The sequence below is a fragment of the Pedobacter rhizosphaerae genome (assembly GCF_900111155.1).
Taxonomy (GTDB): domain Bacteria; phylum Bacteroidota; class Bacteroidia; order Sphingobacteriales; family Sphingobacteriaceae; genus Pedobacter; species Pedobacter rhizosphaerae.
The window spans coordinates 175,428-192,218 of record NZ_FOGG01000004.1; the positions used below are offsets into that span (position 1 = coordinate 175,428).

13 protein-coding genes and 1 riboswitch are annotated in these 16,791 nt (G+C 39.9%); of the genes, 4 read left to right on the plus strand and 9 right to left on the minus strand.

The window, feature by feature from the left end; genetic code table 11:
• Positions 1 to 1,293 precede the first annotated feature (1,293 nt).
• The 7 genes from BMX11_RS04660 to murQ form a co-directional block, all read right to left on the minus strand.
• On the minus strand, positions 1,294 to 2,688 hold the full coding sequence (locus BMX11_RS04660; RefSeq protein WP_090881942.1) for a pyridoxal phosphate-dependent decarboxylase family protein: 1,395 nt from the start codon (positions 2,686 to 2,688) through the stop codon (positions 1,294 to 1,296).
• Between the two features lie 18 nt (positions 2,689 to 2,706).
• Positions 2,707 to 3,660 (minus strand): methylenetetrahydrofolate reductase [NAD(P)H], encoded by a 954-nt coding sequence (gene metF, locus BMX11_RS04665; RefSeq protein WP_090881944.1) that lies wholly within the window; start codon positions 3,658 to 3,660, stop codon positions 2,707 to 2,709.
• Positions 3,661 to 3,695: 35 nt separating this feature from the next.
• On the minus strand, positions 3,696 to 4,049 hold the full coding sequence (locus tag BMX11_RS04670) for a four helix bundle protein (protein WP_090881946.1): 354 nt from the start codon (positions 4,047 to 4,049) through the stop codon (positions 3,696 to 3,698).
• Positions 4,050 to 4,082: 33 nt separating this feature from the next.
• Positions 4,083 to 7,781 (minus strand): methionine synthase, encoded by a 3,699-nt coding sequence (gene metH / locus BMX11_RS04675; RefSeq protein WP_090881948.1) that lies wholly within the window; start codon positions 7,779 to 7,781, stop codon positions 4,083 to 4,085.
• 171 nt (positions 7,782 to 7,952) lie between these two features.
• Positions 7,953 to 8,055, minus strand: a riboswitch (SAM riboswitch).
• 138 nt (positions 8,056 to 8,193) lie between these two features.
• On the minus strand, positions 8,194 to 8,949 hold the full coding sequence (locus BMX11_RS04680) for a Bax inhibitor-1/YccA family protein (protein WP_090881950.1): 756 nt from the start codon (positions 8,947 to 8,949) through the stop codon (positions 8,194 to 8,196).
• A 37-nt stretch (positions 8,950 to 8,986) separates the two neighbouring features.
• Entirely contained in the window at positions 8,987 to 9,553 is a 567-nt protein-coding gene (locus BMX11_RS04685) for a hypothetical protein (RefSeq protein WP_090881952.1), read from the minus strand.
• A gap of 66 nt (positions 9,554 to 9,619) precedes the next feature.
• The gene (murQ, locus tag BMX11_RS04690; protein WP_090881954.1) at positions 9,620 to 10,435 is read right to left on the minus strand and encodes an N-acetylmuramic acid 6-phosphate etherase; all 816 of its coding nucleotides are present in this window, start codon (positions 10,433 to 10,435) and stop codon (positions 9,620 to 9,622) included.
• 190 nt (positions 10,436 to 10,625) lie between these two features.
• Between murQ and BMX11_RS04695 the strand changes: the two genes are divergently transcribed.
• The 4 genes from BMX11_RS04695 to blaB1PEDO all read left to right on the plus strand — a co-directional run bounded on the left by BMX11_RS04695 (position 10,626) and on the right by blaB1PEDO (position 14,262).
• On the plus strand, positions 10,626 to 12,233 hold the full coding sequence (locus BMX11_RS04695) for a S41 family peptidase (RefSeq protein ID WP_090881956.1): 1,608 nt from the start codon (positions 10,626 to 10,628) through the stop codon (positions 12,231 to 12,233).
• 65 nt (positions 12,234 to 12,298) lie between these two features.
• Positions 12,299 to 12,895 (plus strand): short chain dehydrogenase, encoded by a 597-nt coding sequence (locus BMX11_RS04700; protein ID WP_090881958.1) that lies wholly within the window; start codon positions 12,299 to 12,301, stop codon positions 12,893 to 12,895.
• 150 nt (positions 12,896 to 13,045) lie between these two features.
• Entirely contained in the window at positions 13,046 to 13,552 is a 507-nt protein-coding gene (locus BMX11_RS04705) for a GNAT family N-acetyltransferase (protein WP_090881960.1), read from the plus strand.
• A gap of 5 nt (positions 13,553 to 13,557) precedes the next feature.
• Positions 13,558 to 14,262, plus strand: coding sequence for a PEDO-3 family subclass B1 metallo-beta-lactamase (gene blaB1PEDO, locus BMX11_RS04710; RefSeq protein ID WP_090882142.1), 705 nt, complete (start codon positions 13,558 to 13,560; stop codon positions 14,260 to 14,262).
• A gap of 489 nt (positions 14,263 to 14,751) precedes the next feature.
• Here the strand turns inward: blaB1PEDO and BMX11_RS04715 are convergent, their stop codons facing one another.
• Together BMX11_RS04715 and der are read right to left on the minus strand one after the other, a co-directional pair.
• On the minus strand, positions 14,752 to 15,267 hold the full coding sequence (locus tag BMX11_RS04715) for a GNAT family N-acetyltransferase (protein WP_217643806.1): 516 nt from the start codon (positions 15,265 to 15,267) through the stop codon (positions 14,752 to 14,754).
• 116 nt (positions 15,268 to 15,383) lie between these two features.
• On the minus strand, positions 15,384 to 16,685 hold the full coding sequence (der, locus tag BMX11_RS04720; protein ID WP_090881962.1) for a ribosome biogenesis GTPase Der: 1,302 nt from the start codon (positions 16,683 to 16,685) through the stop codon (positions 15,384 to 15,386).
• Positions 16,686 to 16,791: the final 106 nt, after the last annotated feature.

Below are 16,791 nucleotides of genomic sequence, written 5' to 3' on the forward strand. Positions count from 1 at the left end.
ATCTGGTCGTAGTGTCCAAAATCTGGTCGTAGTGTCTCACTACGACCTATAATATAGTCGTAGCGTATTTAACTTTAAGTAAAGTCAAAAAAAATATTTACCATATAAGCCACATAAGAAAGTATAAATTGATATATTTTCCTCAATCTATTAATTAACGGAGGTATTTCATCGTCCAGAGATCCTTCGTTCCTCAGGATGACAGATTGCGTATAAACACCGATCAACTCAAATCTCAAATCTGGTCGTAGTGTCTCACTACGACCTATAATATAATCGTAGCGTATTTAACTTTAAGTAAAGTCAAAAAACATTTACCATATAAGCCACATAAGGAAGTATAAGTTGATATACTTACCTCACTCTATTAATTAACGGTAGTATTTCATCGGGAACAGATCCTTCGTTCCTTAGGATGACAGATTGTGTATGAACACCGATCAACTCAAATCTGGTCGTAGTGTCTCTCACTACGACCTAGAATATAGTCGTAGCGTATTTAACTTTAAGTAAAGTCAAAAAATATTTACTATATAAGCCACATAAGGAAGTATAAGTTGATATATTTTCCTCAATCTATTAATTAACGGAGGTATTTCATCGGTTGCAGATCCTTCGTTCCTCAGGATGACAGAGTGTGTATGAACGGTCGTCATTCCCACGCAGGAGGGAATCCAAATTCTGGTCGTAGTGTCTCCAATGCTATTAACTTAAGGAGAAAACTAAAATGGATTGTCAATCCTGAGCCTGTCGAAGGGCAATTCATTTTAGTTTTCGACTTATTAAGAAGGTCTTCGACGAGCTCAGACTGACACCATTTTGCTTAACTTAATAGCATTGGTAGTGTCTCACTACGACCTATAATATAGTCGTAGCGTATTTAACTTTAAGTAAAGTCAAAAAAAATATTTACAATATAAGCCACATAAGAAAGTATAAATTGATATATTTTCCTCAATCTATTAATTAACGGAGGTATTGCATCGTCCAGAGATCCTTCGTTCCTCAGGATGACAGATTGTGTATGAACGGTCGTCATTCCCGCGCAGGCGGGAATCCAAATTCTGGTCGTAGTGTCTCACTACGACCTATAATAGAGTCGTAGCATATTTAACTTTAAATAAAGTCAAACAAAATATTCACCATATAAGCCAAATAAGAAAATATAAATTAATCTCCTTTTTAGCGAAGCATTTGCACCTTAAGCTTCCATATACTTACATGACTTATATGGTAAGAAAACAACCTAACCCAAATCTCTTTAAATCTGCGGGAGCATAAAAAACGAAAATCTTAAAGCAATTCTAACACCTTGATCATTTCTGCTGTAACCAGCTCAACATCTTCAGTAGTTGTTCTCCAGTTTACGAAAGCAGCTCTAATGCCTTTTTTGCCTTTGTATTGCGTTGGGGTCATAAAAACCTTACCCGTAGCATTAAGTTTCTGCAAAAATGGCGCTACCAATTCTTCATTTTGAAGCGTAAAGCAAACAGTATTTAACCAAACCGGAGCCAGAAGTTTAAAGCCCGGATGTTGCTCAATAAAATCGGCAAAAGATAAAGTTACCGCTACACAATCTTGTATTAATTGCTGATAACCCTTTTTACCGTAGCTCATCAGGGTAAACCAGGCTGGCAATGCTTTTAAACGCCTGGAGTTTTCGGGTAAAAAATTAAGGTAACTGAAGTTATCCAACGGATTCCCTAAATAAGCAGCATTGGCATTTTGAAAGCTCTCCATTTGTAACAGCTGATGTTGTTCTTTAATAAAAAAGACAGCGCTTTCATAAGGTACATTTAGCCACTTATGACAATCAACAGTAATGCTATCTGCATTTTCCCAACCTTTTACCAAATGGCTGTATTGAGGAGAACAGGCCGCAAAGCCGCCAAAAGCAGCATCAATATGCCACCAGAAATTATATTCAGACCGCAGCGTGTTAATCGCTTCGAAATCATCAAAATCTACTGTATTTACAGTACCCGCGCTGGAAATCAGTATAAAAGGTTCGCCATTTAATTCGGCAATCTTTTTCTTCAGATCTACAATATTAAGGGCTTCGCGATTACCCTCAGCAACTTCTACTGTAATCACATTGGCACTCCCAATGCCCAGCATGGCTAAAGATTTCAGGGAAGATGAATGTGGCGTAGCGGAGAGCACATGAATTTTCTCTGAAATTCCGTCTTTAGCAAAATCCTTGTCTTTTTGTTTTCCAAACCACTGTCGGGCAACAGCCAGGCAGGTAAAGTTAGACAGGGTAGCCCCGGTTACAAACCCACCGAAAAAATCCTTCGGTAAATTAAACAGGGATGACAAAAGCTGGATGGTTTCTAATTCAATAAGCCCTGAAACATCTCCTGCACCTTTGGCAGATTGTGTATTCTGATCGTAAATTGTAGCCAGCCAATCGCCGGCAATGGCTGCAGGCGTGGTACCACCAGTAACGAAACCCCAGTAACGTGGACCCGATGAGCCTACCATTACCGGTTCAAAACGCTGATTAAACTGCTGTAGCGCAGCAATAGTCCCCAAGCCCTCTTCCTGCAAAGTATCTACCTTTTCTACCACCTTAGCAGTAGACGTAGCTCTGTTTTGCAAATCATCCAGGTAATCCATTCCCTGTTGTTGTACCAACTGAAGGATTTCCTGTAAAATCTGATTGTCGTGATGGAGCTGAGGATTCATGGCTGAAGTAAATGAATTTTAGAAAATAGCTTTGGCAATGCGTTTAGTTTGCTCTGGCTTGCCCATGGTATAAAAGTGCAAGACCGGAACGCCAAAATCCATCAGTTCTTTACACTGTTTAATCATAAACTCTGTTCCTACCTCCCTGATGTCGGCTGCAGTTTTACTATTTTCTACCGCATCGCTTAAATCTTCAGGAATATCGATATGGAATATTTTAGGTAAGGCAATTAATTGCTTGGCCGTGCTGATTGGTTTTAATCCCGGAATAATCGGCACGTTAATATCGTTTTCGCGGCATTTCTTTACAAAGTCGAAATACTTCTGATTATCAAAGAACATTTGGGTAACGATAAATTCAGCACCCATATCTACTTTCTTTTTTAAGTATTTGAAGTCGGCATTGAGGTTGGGTGCTTCAAAATGTTTCTCCGGATAACCCGCCACACCAATACAGAAATCGCTTTTAAAAGTCTCTACATCTTCATGCAGGAATTTACCGGCATTGTGGTTCTTAATGTGTTCAATCAGGTCTGTTGCATAAGCATGTCCGCCCCTTGTAGGAATAAAAGCGGCATCCGCCTGTCGGGCATCGCCACGTAAAGCCAATACATTATCAATTCCCAAAAACTGAAGATCGATCAATGCATTTTCAGTTTCCTCTTTGGTAAAGCCCCCACAAATTAAGTGCGGAACTGCATCTATTTTATACTTGTGAATAATTGCCGCACAAATCGCAATCGTACCCGGACGTTTGCGGTAAGATACCTTTTGTAACAAGCCATTATCCTGTTCTTTATAAATATAATCCTCCCTTAACGAGGTTACATCAATAAAAGGTGGTTCAAACTCCAATAATGGATCAATAGCATCATATACCCACTGGATACTTTGCCCCTTTATTGGCGGTAACAGTTCAAATGAGAATAGGGTTTTGCCCTTTGCGTTGTTAATATGGTCTGTAATTTTCATTTCTAGTATTTAGTACCTAGTATTTAGTATCAAGACTAAATGCCTAAGCTTTTTTGAAGTCCATTTATCATTTTTTGAATTTCGTTAAGCAAGGTAATCACTTGGTCTAATATTGGCTTTTCAACATAACCAAATTCAAATGCCAGTATCATTTGGGTTTCCAGCTCAAACGCAGATCCCATACTGATGCTAAGAAATTGATTGAATTCCTTGACAGATTTTCTTCCACAACCTTCTGCAATATTAGAGGGGATTGAAATAGCAGATCTCATCAACTGGGAAATTAATGAATATAGTTCTTCAGCAGGAAAACTTCTTGTAATTTGAAAGATAAGTTTGGATACTTCAATCCCACTCTTCCAAACTTTTAATTCTCTAAAGTTATGCATTCTTTCTAAGTACTTTCTACTAAATACTAATGTCTAATAAGCTAAATTAGGGCTCAACCACCGCTCCACTTCCTCTACCGGCATATTCTTACGGATGGCATAATCTTCAATCTGATCTTTGGTGATTTTTCCTAAGCCAAAATATCTCGATTCAGGGTGAGCGAAGTAGAAACCACTTACCGCAGCAGTAGGGTACATGGCATAGCTTTCAGTCAGGCGTAAGCCAATTCTGTTTTCCGCATCAAGCAGGGCAAATAAGGTGCCTTTTTCGGTATGTTCCGGACAGGCAGGGTAACCTGGTGCCGGTCTGATTCCCGCATATTCTTCCTTAATTAACTCCTGGTTGCTTAGGTGTTCATCTTTGGCATAGCCCCAAAATTCTTTACGTACACGCTCATGCATGCGCTCAGCGAAAGCTTCTGCTAAACGATCTGCCAGCGCCTTAGCCATAATGCTGTTGTAATCGTCATGGTTGGCTTCAAATTCTGCTACAAGTTCATCTACACCTATACCAGTAGTTACCGCAAAGCCACCAAAATAATCCTGAATACCCGTTTCCTTAGGAGCAATAAAATCAGATAGCGCATAATACGGCTGACCATCTACTTTCTCTGCCTGCTGCCTCAAGGTATGCATAGTTACGAGTTTGGAGTTTGGAGTTTGGAGTTTTGCATCTCCCAACTCAGAACTCTCCACGCTCAACTCAATATCGTCTCCTACCGAATTTGCCGGCCAAAAGCCAATTACGCCCTTAGCAGTAAACAGTTTTTCGTCCAATACCCGCTTCAATAAGGTTTGTGCATCATCAAAAAGCTTCTTAGCTTCCGAACCTACATTTTTGTCATCGAAAATTTTAGGGTAGCTTCCGCGAAGCTCCCAGGTATGGAAGAACGGTGTCCAGTCGATATAAGGCACCAGTTCATCTAAAGGATAATCATCAAACACCTTAGTGCCCGTAAATGCAGGTACAGGGAGGTTAGGTTGAAAATCTATCTTAAATTTATTTTCACGTGCTTCCTCAATCGTTTTAAAACGTTTATCAGAACGCTTGTTTAAATGCGCTTCACGCGCCTTATCATATTCTTCTTTAATCTGATTGATATAGCTATCGCGCGCTTCGCCATTCATCAACGTACTGCAAACCGTTACACTTCTGGAAGCATCCAGTACGTGAATGGCAGGCCCCGAATAACTTGGTGCAATTTTCACTGCCGCATGGATTCTGGACGTTGTTGCTCCACCTACAATTAACGGAATAGTAAAGCCTTCCCTTTCCATTTCTTTAGCAAAGTGAACCATTTCATCTAAAGATGGCGTAATCAATCCACTTAAACCAATAATATCGGCATTGATTTCTTTGGCCTTTTTAATGATTTCCTGTGCAGGAACCATTACGCCCATATCAATTACCTCAAAGTTATTGCAGGCTAAAACAACACCAACAATATTTTTCCCGATATCGTGCACATCGCCTTTTACAGTAGCGAGTAATACCCTCCCTGCAGATGAGTTCTGGTCTTGATCCGGATTGTCTAGCTTCTCTTGTTCGATAAAAGGGAGCAGATACGCCACCGCCTTTTTCATTACACGGGCAGATTTTACCACCTGAGGCAAGAACATTTTTCCGGCACCAAATAAGTCCCCTACAATGTTCATCCCGTCCATTAATGGCCCTTCAATCACCTGAATGGGGCGAGGATATTTTTGTCTGGCTTCTTCTACATCACTATCCAAATGCTCAATTAAGCCTTTCACCAAAGAATGAGATAGTCTTTCTTCCACTGTTCCCTTTCTCCACTCTTCATCCTTTACAATCTCCTTACCTTTTGATTTTACCGTTTCTGCAAATTCTACCAGGCGCTCAGTAGCATCATCTCTACGATTGAGCAACACATCTTCCACCCTTTCTAATAATTCTGGTGGAATTTCCTGATACACCTCCAGCATACCCGCATTTACAATCCCCATATCCATACCGGCCTGAATGGCATGGTAAAGAAAGGCCGAGTGCATGGCTTCACGCACCACATTATTTCCTCTGAAAGAGAATGAAATGTTAGATACCCCACCACTTACTTTCGCAAAGGGCAGGTTTTGTTTAATCCAGCGGGTAGCATTAATAAAATCGACTGCATAATTATTATGCTCGTCTAATCCCGTTGCTACTGTTAATATATTGGGGTCGAATATGATATCCTGAGGTGGAAAACCAACCTCGTTAACCAGAATATCATAACTTCTTTTACAAATTTCTATTCTACGCTCATAGTTATCGGCCTGGCCCTTTTCATCAAATGCCATCACTACCACCGCAGCACCATAAACCATGATTTTCTTCGCACTCTCTATAAACTTCTCTTCCCCTTCTTTTAAGGAAATAGAGTTTACGATACCCTTACCCTGCAAGCATTTCAACCCAGCCTCAATTACACTCCATTTCGACGAATCAACCATGATGGGCAATTTCGAAATATCAGGTTCGGAAGCAATCAGGTTAAGGAATTTGGTCATCGCTGCTTCCGAATCCAACATCCCTTCATCCATGTTAACATCGATTACCTGCGCACCACCTTCTACCTGCTGACGGGCAACGGCAAGTGCTGCTTCATAATCGCCACTTAAAATCAGTTTTGAAAACTTTGGCGATCCGGTAATATTGGTTCTCTCTCCCACATTCACGAAAATACTCTCCGGAGTAATGGTTACAGGTTCCAAACCACTTAAACGCATGTTGGTAGCTGGTGTAGGAATTTTACGCGGACTGGCCTTACGTGCATTGGCCGCAATACAGCCAATATGATCTGGCGTAGTACCACAACAGCCCCCTACAATATTCACAAAGCCCGAGGTAATGAAATCATCTACCAAATGAGCGGTTTCATGAGGTTGCTCATCATAAGCACCAAACTCGTTCGGCAAGCCGGCATTGGGATAGGCAGAAACATAACACCCTGCCTTTGCAGCCAACTCTTCAATGTGTGGACGCATCTCCTTAGCACCTAAAGCACAGTTAAAACCAATACTTAAAGGCTTGGCATGTACTACAGAATTTAAAAAGGCCTCTGCGGTTTGCCCAGAAAGTGTACGGCCGGAAGCATCGGTAATGGTACCAGAGATCATAATCTCCAATTTCCGACCGACAACTTCTTCATATTTTTTAATAGCGGCAATAGCCACTTTTGCATTTAAAGTATCGAAAATGGTTTCAATAAGGAGGAGATCTGAACCACCATCTACCAAACCACGAACCTGCTCATAATAAGCATCAAACAATTCCTCATAACTAATGGCCCTGAAACCCGGATCATTTACATCTGGCGATAAAGAAAGCGTTCGGTTGGTAGGTCCAACAGCACCCGCAACAAAGCAAACCCGATCTGGGTTTTGTGCCATAAATTCTGTTGTAGCCTCTTTAGCAATGCGTGCCCCTTCAAAACTCAGCTCATAGCTCAGCTCTTCCATCTGGTAATCGGCCATAGAAATACGCTGCGTACTGAAGGTATTGGTTTCTATTATATCGGCACCCGATTGCAGATATTCTAAGTGAATTTGCTTAATAATATCGGGACGTGTGATGTTAAGCAAATCATTATTGCCCTTCACATCACTGGGATGGTCTTTAAAACGCTCGCCTCTAAAATCCTCTTCCGTTAAAGTATAGCGCTGAATCATAGTACCCATAGCACCATCAATCACCAAAATACGTTTCTCTAATTCTTCTCTTATACCCATTTGTTGTTGTCTAGTAGTAAGTAACTAGTATCAAGTATCAAGACTGACTTGTAGCGACAAAAAATTGATCAAAGAAAAATCCCGATCAGCAGCATTGTCTTGATACTTGATACTTTATACCCGATACTTTAAAAGCTTATTTAAAAAGTTGGCACGCGATTGTACTTCCTAAACTTATCTTTCCCCGAATAAATCGGGATAGAATTTAGCACCTTGTTGGCACAGGTTGCTAAGACTTCGTTGGGTCTAATCCCTCCGTCTTTCTTAATAAGCATACAAAAATGCAACAAAGCAACATCATTTCCAAAAATTATCGCCCTGCTGCCAAATAAAATTACAAAGGCCATGCAAAATTGCACAGCCTTAACGAATATTGTTCGGTTTAAACAGAAAATTGTAAACCTATATGCCCTTATTTTCTACTTCCGAAAATACGAAGTAAGAAAAGGAAGATATTTAAGAAATCAAGATAAAGTGATAAAGCAGCAACAATAGCCATCTTTTTAGATTCTACCTGTAAAACCTGCTCTCCGCTTGCTTCAATTCCCTCACCTATTCTCTTAATTTTTTGTACATCATAAGCAGTTAATGCCGTGAAAATTGCAATACCAATAAATGCCATAAACAAACTGAATTGCTCACTTTGGATAAACATATTGATCACACTTGCAATAACTAAGGCGATAACGCCTACCATTAAGATGGGACCAAACTTGCTTAAATCGATATTGGTAGTGTAACCCATAAAGGCCATAATACCAAAAATTAAAGCGGCACCACCAAAACAGCTTACAATTGACCCTGAAGTATAGGTTAAGAGGATAAAGCTCAAGCTAATACCTGTTAACACAGAATAAAGTACAAATACGCCGATAAGGGCTGGTAACGATAATCTACTTAAACCAAAACCCATTAATAGAACCAAGCCAAGGGGTGCAAACATCGCGATATAGCCAAATATTGACATCCCCACTTTACCTGTTGAAGGATTGATGGTTAACAGATACTGCATTAAGTTCTCACTTGTTCCGAATAAATAAGCAGCCACAGTAGAAAGACTAAGCGCTACAAACATCCAGGTAAAAACATGTGCAAAGAATTTTTTAGAAACACTGCCTTGCTGAACAAAAACACTGTTGTCCTGATATTGATAATTTTGTTGTTCCATTGTTATTTTGTGTATTTATGAATATAAAAATAAGTTTTTAGTTTAATCTTTTTGTCAGCTGTTCTTCAACTTTCTTAAAGAATTGTAACGGTTTTAGTGTTCTCCATGGAAGATTATCCAATTCACCTCCGAAGTTAATGTAATAATCGATATTGTTATCTCTAAACTCGCTAATTACATGCTCTTGAAAATTAACCCCAACTATCCAGCCATCTTCTACTTCCTGAAACCATTCTTCATAATAACTGTCGTCTGAAGCATGAAAGTTAAGCACATTTTCGCCAATGAGTATAAATTTGTTAATCCCCTCATCCATCATCAGCTCTAAAATATCGCGTTTCAGCATCATAATATCATTATTGATGGCATCGTTCCATTCGCCGATAAATTCAATAATGGCATAAGCCCGGTCATAATCGGCAAACAGCACTTTCATGTAAAGTGTGTTCGAACCAAACTCGTCCCATTGCGGGTGTAATAAAAAGTTATAAATCTGCTTATCGAAATATAACTCAGAGTATTCTGTATTGTAAAATGGAGAACGTTCGTCTTCAGCTGAAATGTATTCATCTCTCCATTGATAGTAAGGCTCAATCTCGTGCATCAGTTCAAATTTTGATGGTTGTACGTCATGATGAACGATCTTAATCCAAAATCGTCATCCTTTACATTAATGAGGCGCTTGATGTCCTGCTTCTACGGCTTTCCTTACGCTTCCGTAACGGTTAAGTAAATCTGCAGCGTCATCATAACTGATCTGAAGTTCATCAGCCACCATTAACGTTCCCCGGTCAACCAGTTTATGATTGGTTAACTGCATATCAACCATTTTATTGCCAACCACCCGGCCCAATTGAACCATAACAGTGGTACTCAGCATGTTTAAAACCAGTTTTTGTGCCGTTCCAGATTTCATCCGGGTAGATCCCGTAACAAACTCAGGCCCTACTACTACCTCTACAGGGAAATCAGATTCTGCAGCAATGGGTCCACCGGTATTGCAAACAATGCAGCCCGTTAAAACGCCGTGCTTACGGGCAGTATTCAACCCCCCAATTACATAAGGCGTAGTACCAGAAGCGGCTAAACCTACTAAACAGTCCTTTTCGTTAATCTCAAACTCCATCAAATCCTTCCAGGCCTGCTCCACATCGTCTTCTGCAAACTCTACTGCTTTTCTGATGGCCGTATCGCCACCAGCAATAATGCCTACAACCCAATCAAAAGGGACACCATAAGTTGGCGGACATTCTGAAGCATCTACCACACCTAATCTCCCACTGGTTCCGGCACCAATGTAAAATAACCTGCCACCTTTTTTCATTCTTTCGGCAACAGCCGAAGTTAATTTTTCTATTTGAGGCAACGATTTCTCCACTGCGTAAGCAACCGTTTTATCCTCATTATTAATGCCTTGTAAAACCTCCATTACCGACATTTTCTCAATGTGGTTATAGTGCGATTCCGACTCGGTTACTCTATTCATAACTTTAATTTTGATAAAATTCGGTAAATTCTTTCTAAAATCTCTCTTAAAAATTCAAAAATATCAGGCAAAATGAAGATTTGATCCCGATGTAAAAAAGTTACCTCAAAATAATATAAACAAAATGTATGAAAATAGGGTTAAAAAAATACATCAACCCGCTAATTTTCATAAATTTGCAGTGACGCTAATGAAAAAGAACACCCGATACAATCTACTCATCGCCTTAAGTTATTCCATCGTTTTAATTGCCGGAATGATCTTGGGTATTAAATTCATCAAGGATCAGGGATTTGGTGTTCAAAGAAGTCCGCAATTGGCCAATACCAACTCCGAGAAATTAGACGAAATCCTTCACATCATCAATAAAAATTATGTAGATGAAATCAATACAGATTCGCTACATAACCTCCCTATCGACAGCGTTTTACATCAGCTGGATCCACACAGCGTATACCTGCCGCCAACTGATGCACAAGACATGACCGATAACCTGGAAGGAAACTTTGAAGGGGTAGGCATCGAATATTATATGCTCAATGATACCATGATGGTAACAGGAGTAGTTAAGGATGGTCCTGCATATCAGGCCGGAATTAAGCTTGGCGATAAAATATTGAGTATAGACTCTACCATGGTTAGCGGAAGGATGCTTCCCAAAGACCAGCTAACAGGCAGGTTCAGGGGTAAATCAGGTACTGGTGTTGGCGTAGTATTATTGCACAATGGCAGTACACAACCCAACCGCATTATGGTAACCCGTGGCAAGGTTAACATTAGCAGCATTGATGCCGCCTACATGATCAATAATGAAACAGGTTATGTAAGGATCAGTAAATTTGGTGCCAATACAGATAGCGACTTCTCTGCCGCAGCGGCTAACCTTAAAGCCAAGGGAATGAAAAAACTTATTCTCGACCTGAGGGATAACGGAGGTGGTTATTTTACTGCTGCAACAGGCCTTGCTGATCAGTTTTTGCCCGAAAACAAACTTATTGTTTACACCCAGGGCAAGCACGAGCCAAGAACCGATTACTTTTCTACCGGAACAGGTGCCTTTCAAAATGGTAAACTGGCCATCTTAATTAATGAAAATACGGCTTCGGCAAGTGAGATTGTGGCTGGCGCGATACAGGATTTGGGCCGTGGAATTATTGTTGGCCGCCGATCTTTTGGTAAGGGCCTGGTACAAGAACAATTTGCCTTTAATGATGGCTCTGCCCTAAATTTAACCATTGCCAGATATTATACGCCTTCGGGCAGAAGCATCCAGAAATCGTACAAAAAAGGTTACGATGCCTATAAGCATGAATTGGATGAGCGCATGATGGATGGTGAATTAACCGGCGACCGGACTTCTTTTAAAGATTCTATTGAGAAGGCTGAAGGTGTAAACGTTAACATACCTAAAAGAATTAAACCGGTTGGCGGCATACAGCCCGATGTATTTGTGAAATTAGACACTGCAGGGTATAATCGGTTTTACAGCACGCTGGTAAGTAAGAAAATATTGTCTGATTATGTATTTAACATTCTGACTTTCCGTTACAGCGCTGCTTTTGTTGAGCAAAACATCAATACCTTTAATATTTCAGATAATGATTTTAAGGATTTTATCGGTTTCATGCAACGCAGAAATGTACCCATAGATCGCTTTCAGCTTTACAACTCCAAAGCCATTATTTTAAACGACTTAAAGGCATTGCTCTGCCGTTACTATCTTGGCGATGTTGGTTATTACAAAGCAGCCAACCAAAGTGATAACGCCGTAAAACAAGCACTTGCGAATTTACAATAGCTAAATTTTCAATAAAGAAAAACAATTTACTACCCCTTAATTGTTTCCTATCAAATGCTATTGATATGAAAATTATTATTGTTGGTGCTACCGGAACATTGGGTAAAAAAGTAGCAGATGCCTTCGCCACAAAACATGAAGTTATCCGGGTAGGTCACACCCGTGGAGATTTTCAGGTGGACATTACCGATGAATCTTCCATCAAAAAAATGTTCGATCAAATTGGCCCCTTCGATGCCCTGATCAGTACTACAGGCAAAGGTCCTTTCGCAAAAATACAGCAAATGACCGGCGATAATATGAAGAAAGGTTTACTGGATAAATTATTGGGCCAAATTAACCTGGTGCTCATCGGACAGCATTACATTAACCCCTCGGGTTCCTTTACCTTAACATCTGGTATTCTTGCCGATCATCCTGTAGCAGCCGGTGCCGCTTTGAGCACCATTAATGGCGGACTTAACTCTTTTGTAATAGCTGCAGCTGCTGAACTACAAAACCATGTCCGGTTAAATGCCATTAGCCCCAATGTGGTAGAAGATTCTCCCGCCTATTTTGATTCCTTTCCAGGCGAAACTCCGGTGAGTATGGACAAAGTAGTGAAGGCTTTTGAAAAAAGTGTATTGGGCATTGTTACCGGACAAGTAATTAAAGTCTACTAAAACTGGAAAATTTTGGATTTACACGTACAAAATCAAACGAAATAGCCTTTTTAATTTAAAGTTAGGCTGTAATCTTTATGCAAAACGCTCGAAGCCACCGCAAAAACCAAATGTAAAACACTAATTTTATTTCAGTTAACGCCCATTTTTATGATCGAGACCGACCGTTTAATTTTAAGGCCCTTAAGCCACAGTCAGCTTTTAAAATATGTTAAGGATGACCATTCCTTAGAAAAAGAATTTGATCTGTTACCAACTAAGAAAAATATTTCGCCCGAACTTCAGGAGGCCTTAAAATATAGTATCCTTCCAAACGTTTTTGATCAGGACAAGGATTATTTATACCACACACTTTGGACCATTATCTCGAAACCCGACCACAGAATGGTAGGTGATATTTGCTTTGTTGGCGAACCCGATCAAAACGGAGAAATTGAAATTGGTTATGGTACCTACGAAGAATTTAGAGGGAGGGGTTTTATGACCGAAGCGGTAGGAAGGTTAATCCAATGGGCAAAAGAGCAGCCCAAAGTCAAATCTGTATTTGCAGCCACAACAAAGGATAATGTTCCCTCTTATTCTGTATTGGAAAAGAATGGCTTTATCCACGTTGGCGAAGTAGATGACATGCTCAGTTGGCAACTAAAATTAAATTAATTGATATGCGTTTTACCCTTTCCCTGGTTTTCAGTTTTATTTTTACAAACGCTATTGGGCAGCAAACACCATTAAAGATTACACCTTTAAAAGGTGATCTTTATGTTTATACAACCTATAATACCTATAAAGGCAGCTTAACAGATGCCAATGCCATGTATTTGGTTACCAATAAAGGCGTAGTAGTGATTGATGCGCCCTGGGAGCCCAAACAATTCCAGCCTTTTTTAGATAGCATTCAAGCTAAACACCACCAAAAAGTAGTTTTAGCCATTGCCACGCATTCGCACGCCGATAGGGCCGGAGGCCTGGCCTTTTTTAAAAGTAAAGGCATTAAAACCTACACCAGTAAATTAACAGATCAAATACTGAAAGCCAATAAGGAGCCCCGGGCACAACATACTTTCGGTAAGGATACCACCTTCACTGTTGGGCAATATAAAATCAACACCTTTTATCCTGGCGGAGGCCACACCAAAGACAACATCCTCATTTGGTTCGGAAAAGACCAGGTACTATTTGGTGGTTGTTTTGTTAAAAGTACTGAGGCTTCTAATTTGGGCAACATCACCGAGTCGGACTTGAAGGCATGGCCTGGTAATATCCAAAAGACGAAAAAGAAATATCCTAATACCACATTTGTGGTTACTGGCCACCAGGCCTGGGGAAACAGGGAATCGCTGGATCATACGTTGAAGCTGCTGGAATAAAAACGAGTTTTGCTATCTGTTGAACCGGAAATAGCGTGTTTTTACCACAAAGTGCACAGAGAGGAAGGCACAAAGGACACAGAGTTGGGTGAATAATTTTTACCACGAAGGCGCTAAAAAACCACTATCATTTTTGTTTTGGAGCTTTTCTCAGTGTTTCTCTGTGTAAAACTCCTTTTCTCTGTGGTTAAATAGCGTTTTTTTTTACCACAAAGGGCACAGAGAAGAAGGCACAAAGGACACAAAGTTAGATGCATAATTTTACAACGAAGGCACTAAGAACATTAAGGTTTAGTTTTCCTTTAAGTCTTTAAAACCTGCCTAAGTGTTTCTCTGTGTAAAACTCCTTTTCTCTGTGGTTAAATAGCGTATTTTTTACCCCAAAGGGCACCAAGTTGGGCTTATAATTACTTCTATGGCTTATATGGTTAAAAAAAACGCAAGCGCGGTAATAAGCACACAGAATACATTCAAAAACAAAGCCTATACTTAAATCTTTATCTCGAAGAGACTCAAACTAATCCCCTCGTAATGTTTCGGCAGCCCTTCTGACTTTTTCAAATCGGCTATCCCTACGTAATCAAAACCGCTTTGAGTATAGTGCTGAAGTAGTTTTTCATTATCCGACCAGGTATCCATCCGGATAAATTTCAGGTTATTTTGCGCGCAGAATACCTTAGCCCAATCGATAATTTTCTTCACAAATGAAAAGCCCCTAAAATCTGGATGGGTAACAATGCGGTGGATATAAATGGCATCATGGTCGCGATCGCCCCAGATTAATGCATCATCAAAAGTGACGGCAAAAATACAGGCCGTTTGCCCGTCAACCAAGATTTGATATTGCCGGTTCTCCGCAATTTCAGTTTCGACCATTGTTCTGCTGAATCCCTGCCAATGCTTGTTGAATACCTTTTTTTGATGCGCTATAGCCATATCGTAAAAGTCGAAAATGGTATCTATATCAGATAAGGTACTATTTACAACGGTTATTTTATTTTCCATCGCCTTTGATGTAAAAAAGAAAAGCAGGTTAATCTCCTGAATGGAATATCCCTGCTTTTCTGGTATAATGAATATGCTTTAAGATTGGTTCGTGCGATGACACGCTACCCCCCTAATTATTTTTGTCTGAAGAAGATCTGTATAGGTGCTCCAGAGAAATTAAAATTATCTCTTAACTTATTCTCTAAGAAACGCTTATATGGATCCTTAATGTATTGTGGCAAATTACAGAAGAAGGCAAACATTGGAGAAGTACCGTTAATCTGTGTAATGTATTTAATCTTAATGTGTTTTCCTTTTAATGCCGGTGGCGGATAAGCTTCAATTAAAGGAAGCATAACGTCATTCAGCTTAGAAGTAGGAATTTTCTTTCCGCGGTTTTTATAAACTTCTAAAGCCTCTTCAATTGCTTTAAAAATACGTTGCTTGTTCAATACCGAAGTAAAAATAATAGGAACATCGGTAAAAGGCTTGATGCGTTCTCTGATCTCGTCTTCAAAAACCTTCATGGTTTTAGTATTCTTCTCAATCAAATCCCATTTGTTAACCAGGATAACTACACCCTTTTTATTTTTCTCAGCTAAGTGAAAAATATTAATGTCCTGACTTTCGATCCCCTCTACAGCGTCAATCATCAATACCACTACATCTGCTTCTTCTAAAGCCTTAATGGTACGCATTACAGAGTAAAACTCTATATTTTCCTTAACCTTGGTTTTCTTACGTAATCCTGCAGTATCAATTAAGGTAAATTCATGCCCGAACTGATTGTAATGAATTTTAATTGAATCGCGGGTGGTACCTGCTACATCAGTTACGATATTACGTTCCTTACCGATTAAAGCATTAATCAACGAAGATTTACCCACGTTAGGTCTACCAGCGATGGTAATCTTTGGAAGTGTATTTTCCTCTTCAGGCTCATCTTCAAAATGCTTGATTACTTCATCTAATAAGTCTCCTGTTCCAGAGCCCGTCATAGAAGAAACCGCATGAACTTCCCCTAAACCAAAACTATAAAAAACACCAGTTTCATTATGTAAAGCGGTATTGTCTACCTTGTTAGAAACAACAAAAACAGGCTTTTTACTTCTGCGAAGTACCTTAGCAATCTCGTCATCCAAATCGGTAACCCCTACAGTTACATCTACCATGAACAATACCACACTGGCTTCTTCAATAGCGATAAGTACCTGCTCGCGGATAGCAGCCTCGAAAACATCATCAGAACCAGAAACGTAACCTCCGGTATCAATTACAGTAAACTGTTTGTCAGTCCACTCACCAACACCATAATGTCTGTCGCGGGTTACCCCGCTAAAATCATCAACAATGGCTTTACGGCTTTCGGTTAATCTGTTAAAAAGTGTGCTCTTGCCTACGTTCGGCCTGCCTACGATGGCGATAATATTACTCATGATCTGGCTGTAATGTTATTAAACTTAATGTTTTAGGGCACGTTTTTGTCATTAATACACTTATATTAACAGCAATTGCTGCCCCTTTTTTGTTTGATGCTGAGTT

Bases quoted from the DNA above. Each gene is read 5' to 3' on its own strand.
- BMX11_RS04715 (WP_217643806.1), bottom strand. From the start codon at position 15,267: ATGGAAAATAAAATAACCGTTGTAAATAGTACCTTATCTGATATAGAT.
- BMX11_RS04705 (WP_090881960.1), top strand. From the start codon at position 13,046: ATGATCGAGACCGACCGTTTAATTTTAAGGCCCTTAAGCCACAGTCAG.
- der (WP_090881962.1), bottom strand. From the start codon at position 16,685: ATGAGTAATATTATCGCCATCGTAGGCAGGCCGAACGTAGGCAAGAGC.
- BMX11_RS04680 (WP_090881950.1), bottom strand. From the start codon at position 8,949: ATGGAACAACAAAATTATCAATATCAGGACAACAGTGTTTTTGTTCAG.
- BMX11_RS04685 (WP_090881952.1), bottom strand. From the start codon at position 9,553: ATGCACGAGATTGAGCCTTACTATCAATGGAGAGATGAATACATTTCA.
- murQ (WP_090881954.1), bottom strand. From the start codon at position 10,435: ATGAATAGAGTAACCGAGTCGGAATCGCACTATAACCACATTGAGAAA.
- BMX11_RS04660 (WP_090881942.1), bottom strand. From the start codon at position 2,688: ATGAATCCTCAGCTCCATCACGACAATCAGATTTTACAGGAAATCCTT.
- BMX11_RS04670 (WP_090881946.1), bottom strand. From the start codon at position 4,049: ATGCATAACTTTAGAGAATTAAAAGTTTGGAAGAGTGGGATTGAAGTA.
- metF (WP_090881944.1), bottom strand. From the start codon at position 3,660: ATGAAAATTACAGACCATATTAACAACGCAAAGGGCAAAACCCTATTC.
- metH (WP_090881948.1), bottom strand. From the start codon at position 7,781: ATGGGTATAAGAGAAGAATTAGAGAAACGTATTTTGGTGATTGATGGT.
- BMX11_RS04700 (WP_090881958.1), top strand. From the start codon at position 12,299: ATGAAAATTATTATTGTTGGTGCTACCGGAACATTGGGTAAAAAAGTA.
- BMX11_RS04695 (WP_090881956.1), top strand. From the start codon at position 10,626: ATGAAAAAGAACACCCGATACAATCTACTCATCGCCTTAAGTTATTCC.
- blaB1PEDO (WP_090882142.1), top strand. From the start codon at position 13,558: ATGCGTTTTACCCTTTCCCTGGTTTTCAGTTTTATTTTTACAAACGCT.